Genomic DNA, 18111 nt, shown 5'->3' with positions numbered 1-18111 from the left:
GCGCCGGGAGCGGGGCGGGCGTCGGGAGCTGCGGCGGCACGCTGAACGGCATGGCCCTGCCCGCGCGGCGGCCCGGGTGTCCGAGCCGGCGTCCCGGCGCCGCCCGTGAGGGTCCCGATGTCCGCGGATGCCGCCGACCGGGGTGCGCCCGCCGAGGGCAGCCCGGGCAGGCCGGCTGAGGGCACCGGCGAGCCGAGGTCCGGCTGCCGTGCCGTGTCGGCGGTGTGCCGCTGGACCGGCGTCGCCTGACCGGCCGACGGCGTGGTCGGGGACGGATGAGCGCCGGCAGGCCGGGCAGGGGACGACGCGGGAGCAGCGGGCACGGCCGCATACGGGGCTGGAGCAGGAACGGGTCCGGCGGATATCGGCTTGCCGAGTCCCGTTCGCCGCGGCCGGCCGGGAGTGCTGCGCTGAACGGGGGCCGCCGGCCCGGCCGACGGCGTGCTCCCGGCGGGAGACACCGGGCCACTGGTCGGGATGGACAGCGGAACGGCCGCTCCCGACTGGCTCGACCTGTCGGGAGCCTGAAGCGGGCGCGGGCCGGCGGAGGGAACTCCGACCGGACCGGAAGCGGGCACGGGAGCCGCGGCCGTCGGCAAAGCCGGGGTCCGCCCCGCGCCGCCGGAAGCCGTCCGCTGAACCGGCCTCACTTCACCGGACGACGGCGTACTCAGGGGCGCGGACACATGCCCGTTCGGCTCCGGACGCACAGGGCCAGCATCCGAACCGGATGAGCCAGGGGTCCGAGGGACGCCCTCGGACGAACTCCGCTGGACCGGCTTCACCTCACGAGCCGACGAGCCACCCTGCGGCACGGACGGACCGGACGCCGGGGCAACGGGGCCGGCCGAGGCCGTACTCCGCTGGACCCGCTTCGGCTCGGCAGCCGACGGCGTACCCAACGGCACGGCAGCACCCGACGCGGCCGGGGTCCGCCCCACGCTCTCCGACGAACTCCGCTGGACCGGCCTCGCCTCAGCCGCCGACGGACCGCCCAGGGGCACGGACCGCGGGACACCGAGGCCCGAGCCGGACGCCCGAACCCCGGGACCGGTCGGAGTCCGCCCTGCGGCCGGGGCCGGGCCGGCGGACACCGGCTTGCCCGCGCCCGGCTGCTGCGCCGCGTCGGCGGCACGCCGCTGAACGGCGGACGGCGTGTGCCCGGGCTCGGACACGCCGAACTCCGGGAGCGGGTGCGGAGCACCGGAAGAGCCCCCGCGCGGACTCGGCGCGGGAACCACGGGCGCAGCCGTGGCGGGCCGTACACCCGTAGGGGCGCTCCGCTGTACGGGCGCCGCCCGGCCCGGCGCCCGGCCGTCCGGGGACGCGGATGCCACAGCAGCCGGAGCCGGAGCAGAGGCAACGGCAGGGGTCGGAGCAGGAGCCGAGGCAGTGGCCAGGCGCGGGGCACCACCCGACGGCTCCGTGTTCCGCTCCGCGCCCGAGTGCCGCGAGGCCGGAGCCGGAACCGAGGCCGGAGCCGAAGCCGAAGCCGAGGCTGGGGCCGGAGCCGAGGCCGGAGCCGGAACCGGAACCGGAACCGGAACCGGAGCCGTGGCCGAGGCCCGGGCCTGAACCGAGGCCGGAACCGGAACCGGAGCCAGAGCCGGAGCCGAGGCCGGAGCCGGAACCGAGGCCGGAACCGGAGCCAGGGACGGAACCGAGGCCGGAACCGGAGCCGGGGACGGAACCGAGGCCGGGGCCGAGGCCGGGGCCGAGGCCGGGGCCGAGGCCGGGGACAGGGCCGGGGACGGGGTCGTCGGCGCTGCCGGTAGTGTCCGCCGCTGAACCGCGGGCGGGCGCTGGGAGCGGGTGAGCGCGGACGGGCGCGCGGACGGGGCCTTGACCGGGCTCACCCCGACGCCCGCCGGGCGGAACGCCGGACCCGGAAGGGTGGCGGCCCGCTGCACCGGCAGTGCGCCCGGGGCGTGTTCATCCGTCTCGCGGTACGGCACGACGGGCAGGGTGAGTGACGGCAGTTCGAGCCCGGAGCCGGGATTCGCCGGCACGGCGAGCAAGCCCGTGACGAGGCCGCCCGGCGCACCGTCGAGCACGGCGTGGGCCAAGGTCCCGCGGAAGGACGGGTCCTGCCACGTGGTCAGGCGCCCGCCGAAACCGGCGTCCGCGACCGACCCGGTCGGGCCGGAGGTCACGCGCTGGATCGGCGGCAGCGCGGACCACCCGGCCTCCCGGGCCCGCGGCGGAGCCGCCGCGGACGTCGGCGTACCCGCGCCGGAAACCGGTTCCGCCGTGGCCGCCTGCCGTGCCCGGCCACCCTTCGGGCCACCCGTCAGCCTGCCAAGGAGTCCCATGCCGTCACCCCTCCGCCGCGGCACGCGTCACGAGCCTGGCGATCTGCTCGGTGAACCGTCGGCGATCACGGTGTTCGATGTCCAGGATCTCCTCCAGGCTCCAGTGGAAGTGGTAGGCGACGTACGCGATCTCCTCGTGCAGTCGGTCGGCCGCGTACGTCACGATTCCCCCAGGCGGCTCCCGCCGAGTTCGACTTCGAACTGTTGTTCACAGTGCGGGCAGGTGACTCCCGCCCGGGTGTGCCCTTCGGCGTTGATCTGCCGGTAGAAGTCCTGCAGGAACGCGAGGTCGGAGGCGAACATGTTCTCCACCACCCCGTCGTGCACCAGCGGCAGCGTGCCCAGCCGGGTGATCACCCTGCCGAGCAGGACCACCGACAGGTAGGCGGGGTTCTCCTGCACCCGCATGTCCCGCATCGGGATCAGCTCGTCGCGGGCCGTCGCGAGCCGCATGATCCCGTCCCGGTGAACGGTGCCGGATTCGTCGACGTATCCGCGGGGCAGTTCGAAGGCGAACTCCGTGACCATCCGCTGGGCCGTCGGCGCGGTGGGAGCGGCGGCACCGGCCGCGGTTCCCGGCATCGACGCGACGGCCTCCGCGGAGGCATCGGCGACCGCGCCCGCCCCAGCCCCCGCCCTGGCAGCCGTACGACGCATTATTCGATGACCAGTTCTTCGAACGTGATGGTCACGGTCTCGGTGAGCGCGGCGGCCTCGCCGGCCTTCACCGTGCTCGTGTCGACCTTGCTGCACCAGGCGTTGCGCATGTTGTACCGCTTGACCGGGTTGTCCTGGTAGTCCATCACCATGATGGTGGCGTTCTTGCGCGCCGTGCCCATGTTGCCGGTGACCGACTCGTTGATCCACTGGTTGAAGGCGCTCGACTGCGTCATTCCGCGGACGACGGTGCAGGTCCCGGCCTTCTTCACGCCGGGCAGCTTCTTCGTGACGGCCTTGCCCTGCGAGGAGACCTGCTGGTACTCGATCACGTCCTGCTCAAGGCTGAGGCCGCTGACCTCGGCGAGGTACTCGACCATCACGCCGTCGATCTGGAGGCCGAAATTGTGTGAGGTGAGGGCGTCACCCGGCTGGAGACTCATCTGTGCTGTGTCCTTCCACAAGGGTCTTTACTGCGTACGGGAAAGCGGGGGGTGGCGGGCCGCGCACGGGGGGGCGCGGCCCGCCACCGTCTCGTGACTACTCCTCCAGTTCCCCACTCCCACTGGAGAACTGGGCGAGGCGGAAGATCACGAACTCGGCGGGCTTGACCGGCGCGATGCCGATCTCGCAGATGACCCGTCCGAGGTCGACCGACTCCGGCGGATTGGTCTCCTCGTCACACTTGACGTAGTACGCCTCTTCGGGCCGGGCACCGAACAGGGCACCGTTGCGCCACTCGTTGACCAGGAACGCCGAGACATTGCGCCGGATCCGGGCCCACAGGTTGTGGTCGTTCGGCTCGAACACCACCCACTGGGTGCCGATCAGGATCGACTCCTCCAGGTAGTTGAAGTAGCGGCGCACGTTCAGGTAGCGCCAGGCCGGGTCGGAGGACAGGGTGCGGGCGCCCCAGATGCGGATGCCGCGACCCGGGAAGGCCCGGATGCAGTTGACGCCGATGGGGTTGAGCAGGCCCTGCTCACCGCGGGTGATCTGCATCTCCAGGTCCACGGCGCCTCGTACGACCTCGTTGGCGGGCGCCTTGTGCACGCCGCGCTCGGCGTCGTTGCGCGCCCAGATCCCGGCGACGTGACCGCTCGGCGGGACCATTCGGGACTGGCCGCTCGCCGGGTCGAAGGCCTTGATCCAGGGGTAGTACAGCGCCGCGTACTTGGAGTCGTAGCCCGCGGTCTCCTGTCGCCAGACACGGATCCGGCGGGCGTTCAGACCGGGCGGCGGGTCGATGATGGCGACGCGGTCGCCCATCAGCTCGCAGTGCGCGATCAGGCCGAGCTGCACCGCCTTGACCGACTCCAGGTCGATCGCGCCGCGCTGGTAGGCGGACATGAGGTCGGGGACGGCGACCATCGAGACCTCGTCCACGGCCTCCAGGCCGCCGAAGCCGGTGCGGTCGGCCGAGTCGCCGAGGTACTGGGCGGGGCCGGGGTGGGATACGACGTCCGACCCGGCCGGGGTGGCGGGCGCGGGGGTCTGCGCGGGGGCCGGGGCCACCAGCGCGACGGTCTGGTTCTCGGGTCGCGCCAGCTGGCCGGCGGGGGCCGCCTCCTGCACGCTGATGAGCTTGGAGTGCTCCTTGACCTGCGTGACGACGTAGTTGCGGCTGCCCTTCTTGGCGGTCACGTCGAAGGTCTCGGCGACCTTGGAGCCGTCCTTGACGATCAGCTTGAACCGCTCGGCGGGGCCCTCGCCCTCCGGGTCGGCGACCTCGACGCTCAGCGAACCGGGCGCCGCCGCCACCACCGTGAAGGTGCCGAGCTGCAGCGGCTCACCGGCCGGCAGCGCGGCCGGCGGCGTGGTGCCCTGCACCGCGGCGGGGGAAGCGGACTCAACGGCGGCACCGCCGGGGGCGCCGCCGACGCGGACGACATAGGCGGCCGAGCCGCCGTTGTTGAAGAAGCCGTAGACGCTGTGCGCCAGGTAGTAGCCCTCGGTGAAGTCACCGAAGGACGTGACGTACTGGGTCCAGTTGGTAACCAGCGTCGGCTCGTTGAGCGGACCGGTCGGTGCGAGACCCACGAAGGCGGCCACCGAGGTGCCCACCCCTTCGATGGGGCGGGAGCCGCTGGCCACCTCCTCGACGTATACGCCCGGCGACAGGTAGGACGGCATGCTCTGCTCTCCTCGGGGTACGAGACGGGATGACATCCACCTTCAGCCGTCCACCGATCCGGCGGAACGTCCTCCGGTACCTGTTCGAGGGCAGCACGGTTGCCCGGATGGGCAGCCCGACGAACCCGCGCTGCCCACGAAGCCGACGCCGGTGCCCGTTCGGGCAGTGAAGGCTGCCCCGGGGCCTCTCACCGGCTCCGGGGTGCCGTCGTAGCTTCGTGGGGTGAGCCTTTGGACCTCTTTGGAGCCTGCCTCCGCGACCGTGGATCCGGGCGGCACCACCACCGTTCGGCTGCGGCTGCGCAACACGGGTGATGTCGTCGACGAGTACCGCTTCGAGCCGGTCGGCGCCCTCGCACCGTGGACGACCATGGAGCCGGCCACCATCCGCCTGTATCCGGGAACCACGGGAACGGTGGAGCTGACCATCGCGCCGCCCCGTACATCCGACGCGACGGCCGGCCCGAACCCGTACGCCGTACGCATCACGCCGACCGAGCACCCGGAGGCGGTGACCGTCCCCGAGGGCAACCTCACGATCACCCCGTTCAGCGAGATCCGCGCGGAGCTGGTGCCGCCCACCGTCAAGGGCCGCTTCCGCGGGCGCCCCACGCTCGCCATCGACAACATCGGCAACACCAGCCTCACGGCGTCCATCAGCGGCAGTGACAACGGCGACGAGCTGTCGTACGAGATCCAGCCGAGCAACGTCCAGATCGAGCCCGGCCGCGCCGCGTTCGTGAAGACGACGCTCAAACCGCGCGCGGTCATCTGGTTCGGGTCGAAGCAGCAGCGGCCGTACACGCTGGCCGTGCAGCGGTCGGGGGTGGCGCCGCTCGACGTCGAAGGCAAGTACATCCAGCGCGGGTTCCTGCCCGGCTGGCTCGCCACGTTCTTCGGCGTTCTGCTCGCCCTCACCATCACCTTCGTGATGCTCTGGATCGCGTACAAGCCCCAGGTCCGCAGCGCGGCCGTGGAACAGCTCCAGGAAGCCGGCGCGACCACGCTCCCGGCGCCCAGTGCGAGCGCAGCCACGACACCGGGCACACCCGAGGCCTCCCCCCCGGCCGCGGCGCCGACGCCGCCCCTCGCGCCCGAGGACTCCGGCGGCCGGCCTGACGGCGGAGGAGGCGGAGGAGGCGGAGGAGGAGGCGGAGGCGCCGGAGGCGGCGGCGTGAAGCCCCCGGCGGCCCAGCCGCAGCCCGGGAAGCCCGCGCCGCGGGCCGTGAACAACATCCTGCTGAGGACGCCGACCGCCAGGAAGTGCGTCGACGTCCCGGGAACCGAGGAGCCCGCACGGGGCGCTCCCGCCAACGCGGGCACCTGCAACCCGGACCCCAAGGACAACCAGCGATGGAACCTGGAACCGGTGCACACGACCCTGGGCCCCGGCGGCGCGGTCCTCTACCAGATCCACAACACCAGGGGCACGCTCTGCCTGGACCTGCCGGGTCTGGGTGCCAAGCCAACCACCACCGCGGTGTCCACCTACGGCTGCAACGGCAGCACCGCCGACAACCAGCTGTGGTGGCTGGAGAAGCGGGACGGCGACACCTACGCGATCCGCAACTTCTCCAGCAACCACGCGTGCCTGGACGCCTCCGGCCCCAGCCCGGGCACCAGCCCCGGCAGGCTCTCCATCCAGGGGTGCTTCGAACGCGCGGACCAGAAGTGGCAGATCATCAACCCCGCCGGGGCGAACTGGCAGGTCGTGAAACCCTGAGAAGCCGGCTGCTCCCCGGACACAGCCTGAAGGCCCGCATCCCATGCGGGCCTTCAGGCTGTGTCCGGGCGGGGACGGGAGCGGCTGGGACCTGCGGCCCTCTCCGCACCTCTACCAGGCGCCCTCCCCCGGCACCAGGCGGCCCGCCTTGCGGTACTCGCGGCGGGCCCCCTCCAGCAGGTCGGCCGTGGTGACCGGTTCGCCGCGCCCTGCGGCGGCGTACGCGGCGGTGACCACGGCGCTGCGGATCGACCCGCCGGCCAGCTCGAACTCCCGGGCGCACTCGGCCGGGTCGGTGTCCTGCGCGCAGGGGACGCGGACGAGGCTGTGCTGCCACAGCGCGAGGCGCTGCTGCGCGTCCGGGAACGGGAAGTCGATCACCAGGTCCAGCCGCCGGGTGAAGGCCTCGTCGATATTGGCCCGCAGGTTGGTGGTGAGCAGGGCGATGCCGTCGAAGGACTCCAGGCGCTGGAGCAGGTAGGCGCTCTCCATGTTGGCGTAGCGGTCGTGCGCGTCCTTGACCTCGGAGCGCTTGCCGAAGACGGCGTCGGCCTCGTCGAACAGGAGCACGGCGTCGGTCTGGTCGGCCTCGGAGAAGATCCGCTCCAGATTCTTCTCGGTCTCGCCCACGTACTTGTCGACGACCGAGGAGAGCTGGACGACGTAGAGGTCGAGGCCGAGTTCGGCGGCGACGACCTCCGCAGACAGTGTCTTACCGGTACCGGATCCGCCGGCGAACAGACCCAGGACACCCCGGCCCCGGCCACCGCCGGCGCTGAGCCGCCACTCGCCGAGGACCCGGTCGCGGTGGCGGGCACGCAGGGCGAGTTCCCGCAGCTGGACCAGGGGTTTGTCCGGCAGGACAAGGTCCTCCCAGCCGACGTCGGGCCGGATCCGGCGGGCATGGCGCTCCAGACCGGAGGCGGACTGCTGGCGGGCGGCCAGCCGCAGATGGGCGGCGGTCGTCGGGGTGCCGTCGAACGCGGCGAGTTCGCGTGCGGCGCGCGCGGCGCGGAGGATCTGGTCGCCGCCGAGGCGGTACGGGGCCACGGTCGCCGCCAGGTCGAACTCCGGCGCCTCTCCGAACGCTGCCGCCCATGCCGCCGTGGCTCCCGCCTGCAGCCGGGGCGCCTCCAGGACCAGCGGGTCCCGGTCGCTCCACCGGGAGTCATAGGCGCGGTCGCCGATGAACACCACGTGGACGTCGGCCGTGGACAGGGCCCGGATCACCGGGCCCGGTTCCGCCGGGAGCTGTGACACGACGAGCGGACAGCCGCGCAGCCGGGTTTCGCGCAGGAGTTCCGGGACGGGCAGGTCGCCGTCGGCGGCCGTGACGTGCAGGGCGTCGAGACCTGCCGCCCGCAGGGCCGCCGCAACGACGGCCGGCCCGTCGCCCTCGCGGTGTTCGCGCAGGTAGACGGTGGTCGTGTCGGTGCCGAGCGGGGCGGCGGTGAGGCGTAGCCGCTCGGCGAGCCGGCGGGTGAACTCCTCGTCGTGCGGTCCCGCGGGCGCCGCGAGCGGAAGCAGCCGCCCGTTGAGCGCGGCGTCCGGGCCGTCGTCGCCGAGGAGATGGGCGGTCAGCCGGTCGGGGACGCGCAGCGTGCGGCTGAGGAAGGGGCGTTCGGGCTCCTCGACCTGGATCAGGCCGAGTGCGGACAGCGGCGCCGACGGATGGAACCTGGCCCGGGCCCACGCCAGGTGCACGGGAAGCCCGCACAGGTCGAGAGCGAGCCCGGTGGTGGCGCGGCGCCGGCTGACGTCGTCGTTCAGGTAGCCGTACAACGGCTCGAAGGTGCGGTCGACGTCGGGCGCGAGGGCGATCAGGAGCAGTCCCGCGTCCAACTCGGTGAGCCCGTGCCGGTCCGCGAGGCGCGCCAGCCGGTCTTCCCCGGCCGCCGCCGGCGTCGTCAGCTCGTCATGGAGGGGGGAGGGGTCCGGTGCGCCGGTGTCCAAGAGGTGCCGTACGGCGTCTCCCGAGAGGTACAGGCCGCGCAGCGGGTCGGTGGCGGTGGGATCGGTGGCGCTGCGCTCGTCGACCAGTTGGGCCACCCGGTCGCGGAGGCGGGCCAGCCGCTCCGGCAGTGCGTGGGCCTCGTCGGGTACGGGGTGGGGCTCGGCCGTGGCGTGAGCCGGTGCGGAGGGGGACGGGATCATCGCCGCGGTGCCTCCGTGCCCGGGGCGGCGGCGGCCTGGGCTGCCGCGAGCGCCGCCGCCACGTCCTGCGGCCGGTGGTGCCGCAGGCGTGAGTCCTCCAGGCTGCCGTCGATGGCGCGTACGCGCACCGCGGCGCCCTCCGTGACCGGGGGCCCGGCGTCGTATTCGGGGAACGCGGGGAACGGGGCGATCACGACCACGTCCAGGGAGGGCTTGAGTTCACCGCCGAGCGCGGACCATATCTCGGCCAGGGAGCGCGATTCGGTATGGATCCCGGCGACGGTGAGCGGCACGGACAGTCCCAGCGCGCGCAGCGAGCCCGGAAGCTCTTCGGCGGGCAGCAGCTCGCGGGGCAGCAGCGTGGCCAGTACGGCGGAGAGCAGCCGGTGTTCGTCCTTGGGCTGCTTCGTCCATGCCGTGACCAGATAGGAGAGCCGGAACCAGCGGGGCGGCTGACGGCGCTTCAGTACGGCCCCCCGGTCGTCCTTTACCGGGACGGTGCCGCGCTGGCGCCGGTTCACTTCCTCGCGGATGTCGTACAGGTAGGCGTTGACGGCCGTGGTGTTGCGTCTGGCGGCCCAGTCGCGGGTCGGGGCCTCGAACGAGACCTCGATGCCGGACCCGGCCAGCGCGCCGCCGTTCAGCAGCCTTTCGAGGACTTCGTCCACCTCGTGGATCATCGTCGTGCTCCCGCCTTGCCTGAGGTGTCGAGGTGCCGTGTGCCGCGGTCTCCGGACCGGCGCTGCCGATCCTTCTCGTCACCGGGACCTGCCCGCAAGCACTCGGCGGACAGCTCGGGGGGCCGACTTCGTCGTCCGGGCGGCCCTGGGCCGTTGCCCTTGAGGTCAGATGTAGCCCTCGCGCAGGGCATAGGCCACGGCATGGGCACGGTTGCGCAGGTACAGACGGGTGGTCAACCCGTGCATCACGTTCTTCACCGTGCGTTCCGAATAGCACAACTTGGCCGCGATCTCCGCAGTGTCCAGCCCCTCGGCGACGAGTCTCAGGACATCCGCCTCGCGTGCCGTAAGCCCCGTCACCGGCACGCCGATGCCTCCGACGGCGGACCGGTGGAGAGTTCCCACCTGGCTCATCAGACGCCCGAGCAGATCTGCGGGGAGGTCTCCGTCGCCCCGCTCGGCCGCGAGCACGGCCTGGAGCAGACGCTGCTCGGTGGCCTCGCGGCGCCAGACGACGGCCCCGACGCCGCACTCGATCACGTCGAGGAGTTCGGCCTCCCGCAAGGCGCTCACGATGAGGACGGGACGGGCCCCTTCGCCGCGCACCACCCGGCGCAGCCACGTGAACATGGTCTCGTCCAGCGTGTCTCCGATCAGGACCGCCACGGCCCCGGGAGCACTCTCACTCTCGTCGCGGAGGTCTATCAACGGGTGCTGCCGCAGCTGGCAGACCACGCCCGCGCGGGAGATCGGGTCAGCCGCGTGGACGACGACCCGTATCCGCTGGTCGGGATCCGCCGCTTTGCCGTCCGTGACCCCGAGCACACCCGTGCTCCTGCTCTCGGTCGCGATGCTCAAATCGTTCCTCCCGTGTCATGGCGCGGCGCCGTCCCGAGCGCGAAGTCCGCGTGTGCGGTGCGTAGGGCGTGGCATTCTGCCGCCCCGACCAGATCCGGTCTGGACCATCGTCGTCCAGGGAGGTCCGCCCCGGTAGGCGTCTCTCCCTTACGAATGGCTTACCTGGAAGGGCGGCGTGCGAGGCGGACGGCATGCACGTTGAACCACAACCCCCGGATCCTCGTGGTCGATGACGACCGCTAGCTCGGGCGTGGGCGGTCCTCGATCAGCCCGGCTTTCCTCAGCTCCTCGAAGTGGTTCCTGATCTCCATGGTGAGCTTCTCGGCCGTCAGGCCCGCTTCTCCGTATGCCTGATAGAGGCGAATACCGAACATGATCGAGGTGGGGTCGCCCGAAAAGACGGGCTGATTCTCTTTCACGTCGACGGCGCTCGCGGCGGTAGAACGACCGGTCGTTCTCGACTCCGCTGGCGACGGTCTTGGTCGTCAGGCGGGTCTCGCCGATGAAGACGTGCCTGAAGCCGATGCCGTCACGCTCGCTGTAGTTCCGGTTGGGGTACAGCGACAGGCTTTCGCCCCTCTTGACCACGCGCTCGCCCGCCGCGTCGTACACGTAGGACACGGTGGCGCGGGCCTGCTCAGTGGATCATGTGACTACTAGGCTGCGACGATGGAACACTTAACCGACGTGCCCGAGGGTTTCGACCAGCCTGGACATCTGGCCCAGGCGAACGACTACGACAGCTTCGCCGGTGCGTACGCGGCGGAGAACGAGAACAACCTCGTGAACGCGCACTACGAGCGACCCGCGATGCTGGCCCTCGCCGGAGACGTGGTCGGCCGTCAGATCTTGGATGCCGGTTGCGGATCGGGCCCTCTGACCGCAGCATTGCGCGATCGCGGTGCAGTCGTCACCGGCATCGATACAAGTGTGGAGATGGTGGCGTTGGCCAGGCGCCGGCTCGGAGACAACGCGGACCTGCACGTGGCCGACCTGAGAGACCCCCTGCCGTTCGCCGACGGCGTGTTCGACGACGTGGTCGCGTCGCTGGTGCTCCACTACCTGGAAGACTGGGGACCCACGCTGGCCGAGTTGCGGCGAGTGCTCAGGCCCGGGGGGCGGCTGCTCGCATCGGTGGATCACCCTTTCGTGGCGTACACGATCCAGGATCCTCGGGCCGACTATTTCGCGACCACCAGCTATACCTTCGACTGGACATTCGGCGGGCAGTCCGTCCCGATGAGGTTCTGGCGCAGGCCATTGCACGCGATGACCGATGCCTTCGCCACCGCGGGCTTCCGTCTTTCCCTCATCAGCGAGCCGCAGCCCGACCCGGCCGCCCGTCAACTGTTCCCCGACGACTTCCAGGATCTTTCGACCAAGCCCTGCTTCTTGTTCTTCGTCGTCGAGGTACCACCATTTTCGCCCTGACCGGGGCCACGGCCGACGGGCGCGAGACCCTGTTGGACCTCACCGCCGCGATCTGGCGCAACGGCCACACCGGGCGGCCCGTTCCACGATTACTGACCCGCGTGGCTGATCGTCTGCTCGGCGGCGGGCGCCGGCGCGCGGCGAGGGCGGACGACAAGTTCACCCCCGCAGTTGGGGCATGTGTCCCGCATGGCGTCGCTGCAGGACACGCAGAACGTGCACTCGTAGGAGCATATGCGGGCCGGCGAGACCTGCGGCAGCACCGTTTCACATCGTTCGCAGCGGTCGCGCATCTCCAGTGCCATGGCTCTCCTGAGAGGTTCAAGTATCCGTTGCCCCGGCGTCAGCACCGGCCGAAGGCAAGTGCCATTCTCGGAACAACGATCTTGGCCTGACAGTGTCGGCAGGGACAGCCCTGCGTACGATCCGGCCACTGCAGAAGCAGTAGCCGCCGCGAGGGGTTGCTGCGGCCGGACCGGTCGAGCGTCCACGGGACGCTGAACTCCCGGTCGGAAACCGCGGTGTACTCGAGCATCAGGGCACGTCCATGGTCATGCGGGGGCCGATCTCCCGGAAGCCCTCGCGGAGGTAGTACGCCTCGGTGCGTGCGAAGGCCGGGAAGGAAGGCCCGGGGAGGCCGACCTCGATGCGGGGCAGTCCGGCCGCGCGGGCACGCTTGCGCAGGGTGACCATGAGGCGGGCCGCGATGTCGAGGGAGCGCCAGGCCGGGTGGGTCCACAGTTCCTGGATCAGGAAGTAGTCGCCGCCCACCCGGAGTGCGGTCTGTCGTGACCAGGTCAGAAGGTCCACGACGGCGGGTGCGTCGCGGTCGGCGGGTGCCATGGCGACCAGCGCGCCGCAGTCGGGGTCGCCGCTGTCGGTGAGCCGTGCGAAGGCGGCACGGAGGCCGGTGACCTCCTTGGGCGTCCCGGCGAGTTCATGGAGGAGACCGAGTACGGCGTCCTCCACGAAGCGGGCGTCTTCGGGCACGGCGTCGCGGATCTCGATGTCCAGGGTCATGCGATGCGTTCCTCTTCCGTGGACCGTCTCCTGGTGCTCGGCGTCGCGGTGTCAGTCATGAGCCGCCTCGCCATCGCGGTGGGCCACGGAAGGTATCCATGATCAACACGATGGAACAACCGACTTCTCGGCACCCAGGCTCGCCGCCCGTCCGCGAGGCGGCGCCGCCGGTACACCACCGGCGCTGCTCATGCCGGATCTACTCGTCGCCCAACTGCATCGCAGCTCTTGCGGGCCTCCAGCCTGGGCGGCGGTCTGAGACTTTCACCCGAATGGCGCAACATGACGTGCCACCCACATGGGTGAAGATCAAGCTGGCTAGTGCCCCAACCGCCGCAATCCGTGAAAGGGAAACCACATGCGTATTCGACGAATCTTCGTCGCTGTCTTCGCCACGGCAGCCCTCTCGGCCGGAGTCGGCCTCGCAGGCGCCGCCACCGCACAGGGTGCCCCATCCGTCGTCACCCCCTCTGAATGTCAGCAGGGCGGCGGAACGGCCGATCTGACGACCAACACCTGCAAGGGCGGGATGTACGACGGCGAGCAGGTCGACTAACCCCACACGGCGCCCCGCAGCCATGTGCTGCGGGGCGACCGGTGGCGTCCGTGCCGGTCAGCCGGTCAGCCGGTCAGCCGGTGCGGAAACCGCCGGTGTACACGTCCGTACGGTTCTGTGGTGCGCCGGAGTGGGCCTTGGTGAGCACCGCCCGTACGCCCTTGCCGTCTGCCACCAGGCCTTGGTAATCGCCAAGGAAGTAGCCGCCGGCGAACGGCGCCTGCAGCCAGTCGAAGACCCGCGAGATCTGTCGTTCGGTCCGGAGCCTCGGGTCTCCGTGCGGCAGTGTGGCCAGTTGGTAGGCGGTGGGGAGGGTTGTGGTGTTGCCGGGCTCGAGAAAACGCAGATCATAGTAAGTGAGCGCGACCGTGCCCCCCTCGGTGACCGCGATCGACGGTGAGAAGGCCGGAACGCCCTCGGGGCTGATCAGCTCCGGGGTCCCCCAGGTGCGTCCGCCGTCGGTGGACCGTACGAGCTGGACGGAGTCGAACCGTCCACCGGAGAAGTCCGAGCCCTCGTAGGCCATGTACAGCGTGCCCGTCTCGGGGTCGACGGCCGGGCTCGGCAGGGTGGCCGCGGCGCGCAGCAGTTTGGCGGGGTCGTTCGGATCGACCTCCGGTACGGAGGTGTCCCGGGCCACCACGACCGGGGCGCTCCAGGTCTGTCCGGCATCGGTCGAGGTGACCACCTCATAGCGGGCTTCGACAACGGTGCTCAGGTCGTCGGAGTGGGTGATCCGGTCGAAGAAGTCGTACAGGATGCCGGTGCGCGGGTCGGCGACGATCAGATGGCCGATGGTCTGGGTGTTGGGCACGCTGCCGGTCTCGACGAACGGCCGGGCCTTGCTCCAGGTACGGCCGCCGTCGCGGGTGAGGGAGATGTAGCCGGGACCGTCGAGGGAGCTGACGCCGGGTGGGTCGTTGTCGAGGCGGTTCCAGACCTGGTAGGCGGTGCCCTTGCGGATCGGGTCGGCGGTGAGTGAGGGCTTGTCGTTGAAGAACGGCTGCTCGTCGAGGTGCGTGGTGGTGAGGTTCCGCCAAGTACGGCCGCCGTCACGGGACGTGACTGCCAGGAGGCCGCTGCGCGTGCTCTTCGTGAAGTCGACGCCCACCCCGCCGGCGTAGACGGTGCCGTCCGGTCCGGTGCTCACCCAGGGGTCGGAGGCCCGTTCGAAGTCCGCGCCGCCGGGGGCGCACAGGCTGAACGGCAGCGTGCTCTGGCGGAAGGTGTGGCCGTCCGTGGTCCAGCCGGCCACCAGGCCACGGGCGCCACCGTCGTTCCAGCGATCCTGCTGGAACACGGTGACCACGCGATTGGGGTCGCGCGGATCGACGGACAGGTACGGCTCCACCTCGGTGCCCGGGTAGACGACGCTGTCGGGAGACCTCGCTCCGATGGTGCAGTCCGCGTACGGGTCGCCCTGGGACACCTTGACCAGGGGTGTGCCGTCGGGGTTCAGGTCTGCTGCGGCGGGAGTCGTGCCGGTGACGGTGACGAGCAGGAGCGCGGCGGTGGTGACGGCGGTCAGAGGCAGGCAGACGCGCATGCGGGAATCTCCTCCGGGCCTCTCGGCCGGGGTGCGGGACAGCCGTCATCGGAGCGGCCTGAGGCGCGGAGGCGTACCGGAACGCGAGGGTGGGGCGAAGACTCCGCCGGGTTGTTTTCGGCGTGGCAGCCGGTGCCCTTGATGGGCCGAACGACGGAGTCATCCCCGGGGGTCGTCGAGGAGCACGGGGGGCGTCGAGGAGCGCACGACCAAGGAGCCGACCGGCGTGGAGTGCCGGTCGGCTCCTTGGTCGAGTCGTGCTGTTACGGCGGGGTCGGCCTTGGCTCAGACGGGTTGGTGGTCAAGTGATCCTCTGGGTGGTCCCGTCGGGCAGCGCGCAGGACTCGCCGGAGTAGGGACGTGAAACGATCTGTCCGCCGGCGGCCGTGCAGTCCTCGCTGGAGATGCTCGGAGACGAGGCGGCGCCGGCGCTGACAGCGCCGACGGCGCTCATGCCGGCAAGGGTTCCCGCAGCCAGGGCGAGACCCAGAATTCTACGGACTCTTCGGATGCGCATGACTTCCTTCTCCTCTCAGGCATCAGGCGCCTTCGTTCGGCCTTCTACCGCGGTTCGTGGGCCGCCGCCCGGCAGGCACCGGTCGCGGCGCCGCCCGCCACTCCGGCCCCGGTCAGCCCGGACACACAACTCTGCAGGTCTCCGACCACGCCACGGCTACAGGCCGCTGAGACGGCGCCGGAGTCGGTGGCACCGGCCAGTTCGGCCATCTGCGTGCAGGCGGGGATGTCCGCCCGGACCGTGGGAGCGGCGAGGACCGCACCACCGAGGGTGAGGGTCAGGCCGGCAAGGGCGCCGGCGATACGGGTCGACGTGCGCATGGGACGCACCTGCCTTCCGGGTTGATCACGCGGTCCCGGTCCCGACGGGCCGGATCCACGCGGGTAAGGCCGTCTGGCGACGCTCGGTGAGTGGTGCCCCGGCCGGCGGGCTCACAGCCGCACCCGGACCTCCACTCGCGGGCCCCTCACTCCAGCGTCGCATCCTTTCCCCCGGCCGTCCTGGGCACCCCGGGTGGAGTCCGCTTCGCAACCTTTGGGGAGGAACGTCGTTGTCCCCGGGGACGTTCGCACGCGGTGCCACGTCCATGGCCGATGGGGAAGGGGCTGGGGAATCGATGGCCGGGCCTGGCGGGCGCAGCGTGCTGGTAACGGGGGCGACGGGCGGGATCGGCCGTACGACGGTGCTACGCCTCTCGGGCGCGGGCTGGGACGTGATCGCCGGCGCGCGTGACGCGGACAAGGCCCGAGCCCTGCAAGCGGAGGCCGCCGAGCGGGGCCTGGCCCTGCGCACGGTGGTGCTGGACGTGTCGTGCGGGACCTCGTGCCGTCGGGCGCTGGAGGAGTGCGCCGAGATGACCGGTGGCGGGCCGTGGGCTCTGGTGAACAACGCCGGTATTCCGCAGGCCGGCGCGATCTGTGATGTCGACGACGAGCGCGCCCGGCACCTGCTGGAGGTGAACCTGCTGGGTCCGGCTCGGCTGTCCCGGCTGCTCATGCCGGGTATGGCTGCCCGTGGCGGCGGCCGGATCGTGAACATCTCCTCGGGGCTGGGACGCGTCCCGTGGCCGATGGGCGGGTGGTACAGCGCGGGCAAGCACGCCCTGTCGGCCCTGACCCACTGCCTGCGGGTGGAGGCCGCGCAGCTGGGCGTCCGCGTCTGCCTGGTCGAGCCGGGGGCGTTCGCCACTCCCATGCTCGGCAGGGCCGTGGCCGATCTCGCGGCGGTCCGCAGCGCCGGAAATCCCGGCTACGAGGCCAGCACCCGGCTGTTCGGCTCCGTCGACCGCCGTGTGCCCGGGCCCGAGCCGGTCGCCCGGGCGGTGGAGCGGTGCCTGACGGCGCGTCGCCCCCGGGCCCGCTATGTCGTCGGCCGCGACGCCCGCCTCCTCGTACCTCTGCACACGCTGCTCCCGTTGGCGTTGACCGACCGCATCAAGCACGCCGCCACCGGGTTGCCACGGGTTCCCGCGCCCGGGCCCGCGAAGGCGCCGTCCGCCTCCGGTGTGCGGGCGGGGGCGTGATGACGTACAGCCGCCTCACCCACATTGCGGCCTACCTGCCCTCCCGGCGCCAGACCGTCGCCGAGATCGAACAGCGCCTGGCCCGGAGCAGCCCCTCGCTCCGACTCCCGGCCGGTCTCCTGAGACGCACGTACGGCCTGTGTGAACGCACGGTCGCCGACCCCGGGGACCTGCCCTCGGACCTCGCCGCCCGTGCTGCCGTCCGTGTTCTGCGTGAGGCCCGGCTGACGCCGGCCGATGTCGACCTCCTGCTGTTCGCGGCCGTCAGCGCCGACGTACGCGAACCGGCCAACGCCCATGTCGTCGCCGCGAAGACGGGCCTGTCCTGCCCGGCCTTCGACGTCGGCAACGCCTGCAACGGCGTCGTCAATGCCCTTCAGGTCGCGGACGCGCTGATCCGCACCGGCCAGCACCGCCGTGTGCTGATCACCTGCGGGGAGACGCTCTCCCGCGTGTCGCGCTGGGATCTGACCCGTGACCGGCTCCGCACCGGCCTGACCTCGCTGACCGGCGGTGATGCCGGCACGGCCCTGCTCCTGGAAGCCTCAACCGTTCCCGGGATCACCGATGCGGCGTTCTGGGCCAACTCCGCCGGCTGGCCCGCCGCCACCCTGTACGACCCTCACCACGCCCCCGGCCGGCCTCAGGGCCTGCACGTGGACTCCGACGCGCTGATGGGCTCCTTCGTCGGGCTGGACGACCAGGCATCCCAGTGGCTCAAGGAACGGGACGTCGATGTCCGGTCGCTCGACCTGGTCTGTATCCACCAGCCGTCGGTGCCGTTCGGGGAGACCTTCTGCACCCGCATGGGAATCGATCTCACCCAGATCATCCCCACCTTCCCACACGTCGGGAACGTCGCTGCCGCGACCCTCCCGCTCCAACTGGCCCATGCGAGGGAGAGGGGCAGGCTCTCCGCCGGAGACAGCGTCTGCCTGTTCGGCACGGCCAGCGGGGCCAGCGGGGCCGTGATCCTGTTGCGCTGGTAGCCGGTGCCGTCCC

General features: G+C 71.5%; 19 protein-coding genes. 6 read left to right on the top strand and 13 right to left on the bottom strand.

Annotated elements, in window-relative coordinates; genetic code table 11:
- Positions 1-1392 precede the first annotated feature (1392 nt).
- Complete coding sequence (locus tag DEJ50_RS34160) at positions 1393-1575, top strand: hypothetical protein (protein ID WP_190344767.1); 183 nt, start codon at positions 1393-1395, stop codon at positions 1573-1575.
- 741 nt (positions 1576-2316) lie between these two features.
- Here the strand turns inward: DEJ50_RS34160 and DEJ50_RS34155 are convergent.
- The 4 genes from DEJ50_RS34155 to DEJ50_RS30025 form a co-directional block, all read right to left on the bottom strand.
- Positions 2317-2475: a DUF6760 family protein gene (locus DEJ50_RS34155; RefSeq protein WP_190344765.1), complete on the bottom strand. Its 159-nt coding sequence runs from the start codon at positions 2473-2475 to the stop codon at positions 2317-2319.
- A complete protein-coding gene (locus tag DEJ50_RS30035) occupies positions 2472-2969 on the bottom strand; it encodes a hypothetical protein (RefSeq protein WP_150211203.1) in 498 nt (165 codons plus the stop codon). Before DEJ50_RS30035 ends, DEJ50_RS34155 begins: the two co-directional genes overlap by 4 nt.
- A complete protein-coding gene (locus DEJ50_RS30030; RefSeq protein ID WP_150211202.1) occupies positions 2969-3412 on the bottom strand; it encodes a phage tail protein in 444 nt (147 codons plus the stop codon). Before DEJ50_RS30030 ends, DEJ50_RS30035 begins: the two co-directional genes overlap by 1 nt.
- A gap of 97 nt (positions 3413-3509) precedes the next feature.
- Positions 3510-5102 carry a phage tail sheath subtilisin-like domain-containing protein gene (locus DEJ50_RS30025; RefSeq protein ID WP_150211201.1) on the bottom strand — a complete coding sequence of 531 codons (1593 nt, stop codon included), beginning with the start codon at positions 5100-5102 and terminating at the stop codon, positions 3510-3512.
- A gap of 223 nt (positions 5103-5325) precedes the next feature.
- On the opposite strand from DEJ50_RS30025, the gene DEJ50_RS30020 reads away from it, so the two are divergent.
- Positions 5326-6825 (top strand): RICIN domain-containing protein, encoded by a 1500-nt coding sequence (locus DEJ50_RS30020; RefSeq protein ID WP_150211200.1) that lies wholly within the window; start codon positions 5326-5328, stop codon positions 6823-6825.
- Positions 6826-6936: 111 nt separating this feature from the next.
- On the opposite strand, the gene DEJ50_RS30015 is transcribed toward DEJ50_RS30020, so the two are convergent.
- From DEJ50_RS30015 to DEJ50_RS30000, 4 genes are all read right to left on the bottom strand, one after another.
- Positions 6937-8979, bottom strand: coding sequence for an ATP-binding protein (locus DEJ50_RS30015; RefSeq protein ID WP_150211199.1), 2043 nt, complete (start codon positions 8977-8979; stop codon positions 6937-6939).
- The gene (locus DEJ50_RS30010; RefSeq protein ID WP_150211198.1) at positions 8976-9659 is read right to left on the bottom strand and encodes a DUF4255 domain-containing protein; all 684 of its coding nucleotides are present in this window, start codon (positions 9657-9659) and stop codon (positions 8976-8978) included. Before DEJ50_RS30010 ends, DEJ50_RS30015 begins: the two co-directional genes overlap by 4 nt.
- 165 nt (positions 9660-9824) lie before the next feature.
- A complete protein-coding gene (locus tag DEJ50_RS30005; RefSeq protein WP_411757697.1) occupies positions 9825-10511 on the bottom strand; it encodes a response regulator transcription factor in 687 nt (228 codons plus the stop codon).
- 245 nt (positions 10512-10756) lie between these two features.
- Complete coding sequence (locus DEJ50_RS30000) at positions 10757-10936, bottom strand: hypothetical protein (RefSeq protein WP_150211197.1); 180 nt, start codon at positions 10934-10936, stop codon at positions 10757-10759.
- Positions 10937-11186: 250 nt separating this feature from the next.
- Between DEJ50_RS30000 and DEJ50_RS29995 the strand changes: the two genes are divergently transcribed.
- Positions 11187-11948 carry a class I SAM-dependent methyltransferase gene (locus DEJ50_RS29995; protein ID WP_150211196.1) on the top strand — a complete coding sequence of 254 codons (762 nt, stop codon included), beginning with the start codon at positions 11187-11189 and terminating at the stop codon, positions 11946-11948.
- An 89-nt stretch (positions 11949-12037) separates the two neighbouring features.
- Here DEJ50_RS29995 and DEJ50_RS29990 read toward each other — a convergent pair whose 3' ends face one another.
- Together DEJ50_RS29990 and DEJ50_RS29985 are read right to left on the bottom strand one after the other, a co-directional pair.
- Positions 12038-12253 (bottom strand): DUF1272 domain-containing protein, encoded by a 216-nt coding sequence (locus DEJ50_RS29990; protein WP_150211195.1) that lies wholly within the window; start codon positions 12251-12253, stop codon positions 12038-12040.
- 229 nt (positions 12254-12482) lie between these two features.
- A complete protein-coding gene (locus DEJ50_RS29985; protein WP_150211194.1) occupies positions 12483-12968 on the bottom strand; it encodes a hypothetical protein in 486 nt (161 codons plus the stop codon).
- A gap of 358 nt (positions 12969-13326) precedes the next feature.
- On the opposite strand from DEJ50_RS29985, the gene DEJ50_RS29980 reads away from it, so the two are divergent.
- Positions 13327-13524 carry a hypothetical protein gene (locus tag DEJ50_RS29980; RefSeq protein WP_150211193.1) on the top strand — a complete coding sequence of 66 codons (198 nt, stop codon included), beginning with the start codon at positions 13327-13329 and terminating at the stop codon, positions 13522-13524.
- A gap of 73 nt (positions 13525-13597) precedes the next feature.
- On the opposite strand, the gene DEJ50_RS29975 is transcribed toward DEJ50_RS29980, so the two are convergent.
- The 3 genes from DEJ50_RS29975 to DEJ50_RS29960 form a co-directional block, all read right to left on the bottom strand.
- Positions 13598-15070, bottom strand: a complete 1473-nt coding sequence (locus DEJ50_RS29975) for a sialidase family protein (protein WP_150211192.1) — start codon at positions 15068-15070, stop codon at positions 13598-13600.
- 301 nt (positions 15071-15371) lie between these two features.
- Positions 15372-15524: a hypothetical protein gene (locus DEJ50_RS29965; protein WP_223837961.1), complete on the bottom strand. Its 153-nt coding sequence runs from the start codon at positions 15522-15524 to the stop codon at positions 15372-15374.
- 107 nt (positions 15525-15631) lie between these two features.
- Positions 15632-15907: a hypothetical protein gene (locus DEJ50_RS29960; RefSeq protein WP_150211190.1), complete on the bottom strand. Its 276-nt coding sequence runs from the start codon at positions 15905-15907 to the stop codon at positions 15632-15634.
- 296 nt (positions 15908-16203) lie between these two features.
- On the opposite strand from DEJ50_RS29960, the gene DEJ50_RS29955 reads away from it, so the two are divergent.
- Together DEJ50_RS29955 and DEJ50_RS29950 are read left to right on the top strand one after the other, a co-directional pair.
- A complete protein-coding gene (locus DEJ50_RS29955) occupies positions 16204-17109 on the top strand; it encodes an SDR family oxidoreductase (protein ID WP_150211189.1) in 906 nt (301 codons plus the stop codon).
- Positions 17109-18098 (top strand): 3-oxoacyl-ACP synthase III family protein, encoded by a 990-nt coding sequence (locus tag DEJ50_RS29950; protein ID WP_150211188.1) that lies wholly within the window; start codon positions 17109-17111, stop codon positions 18096-18098. Before DEJ50_RS29955 ends, DEJ50_RS29950 begins: the two co-directional genes overlap by 1 nt.
- Positions 18099-18111 lie beyond the last annotated feature (13 nt).

Source organism: Streptomyces venezuelae (assembly GCF_008642295.1).
Taxonomy (GTDB): domain Bacteria; phylum Actinomycetota; class Actinomycetes; order Streptomycetales; family Streptomycetaceae; genus Streptomyces; species Streptomyces venezuelae_C.
This window is presented reverse-complemented; position numbering and strand designations above follow the sequence as displayed.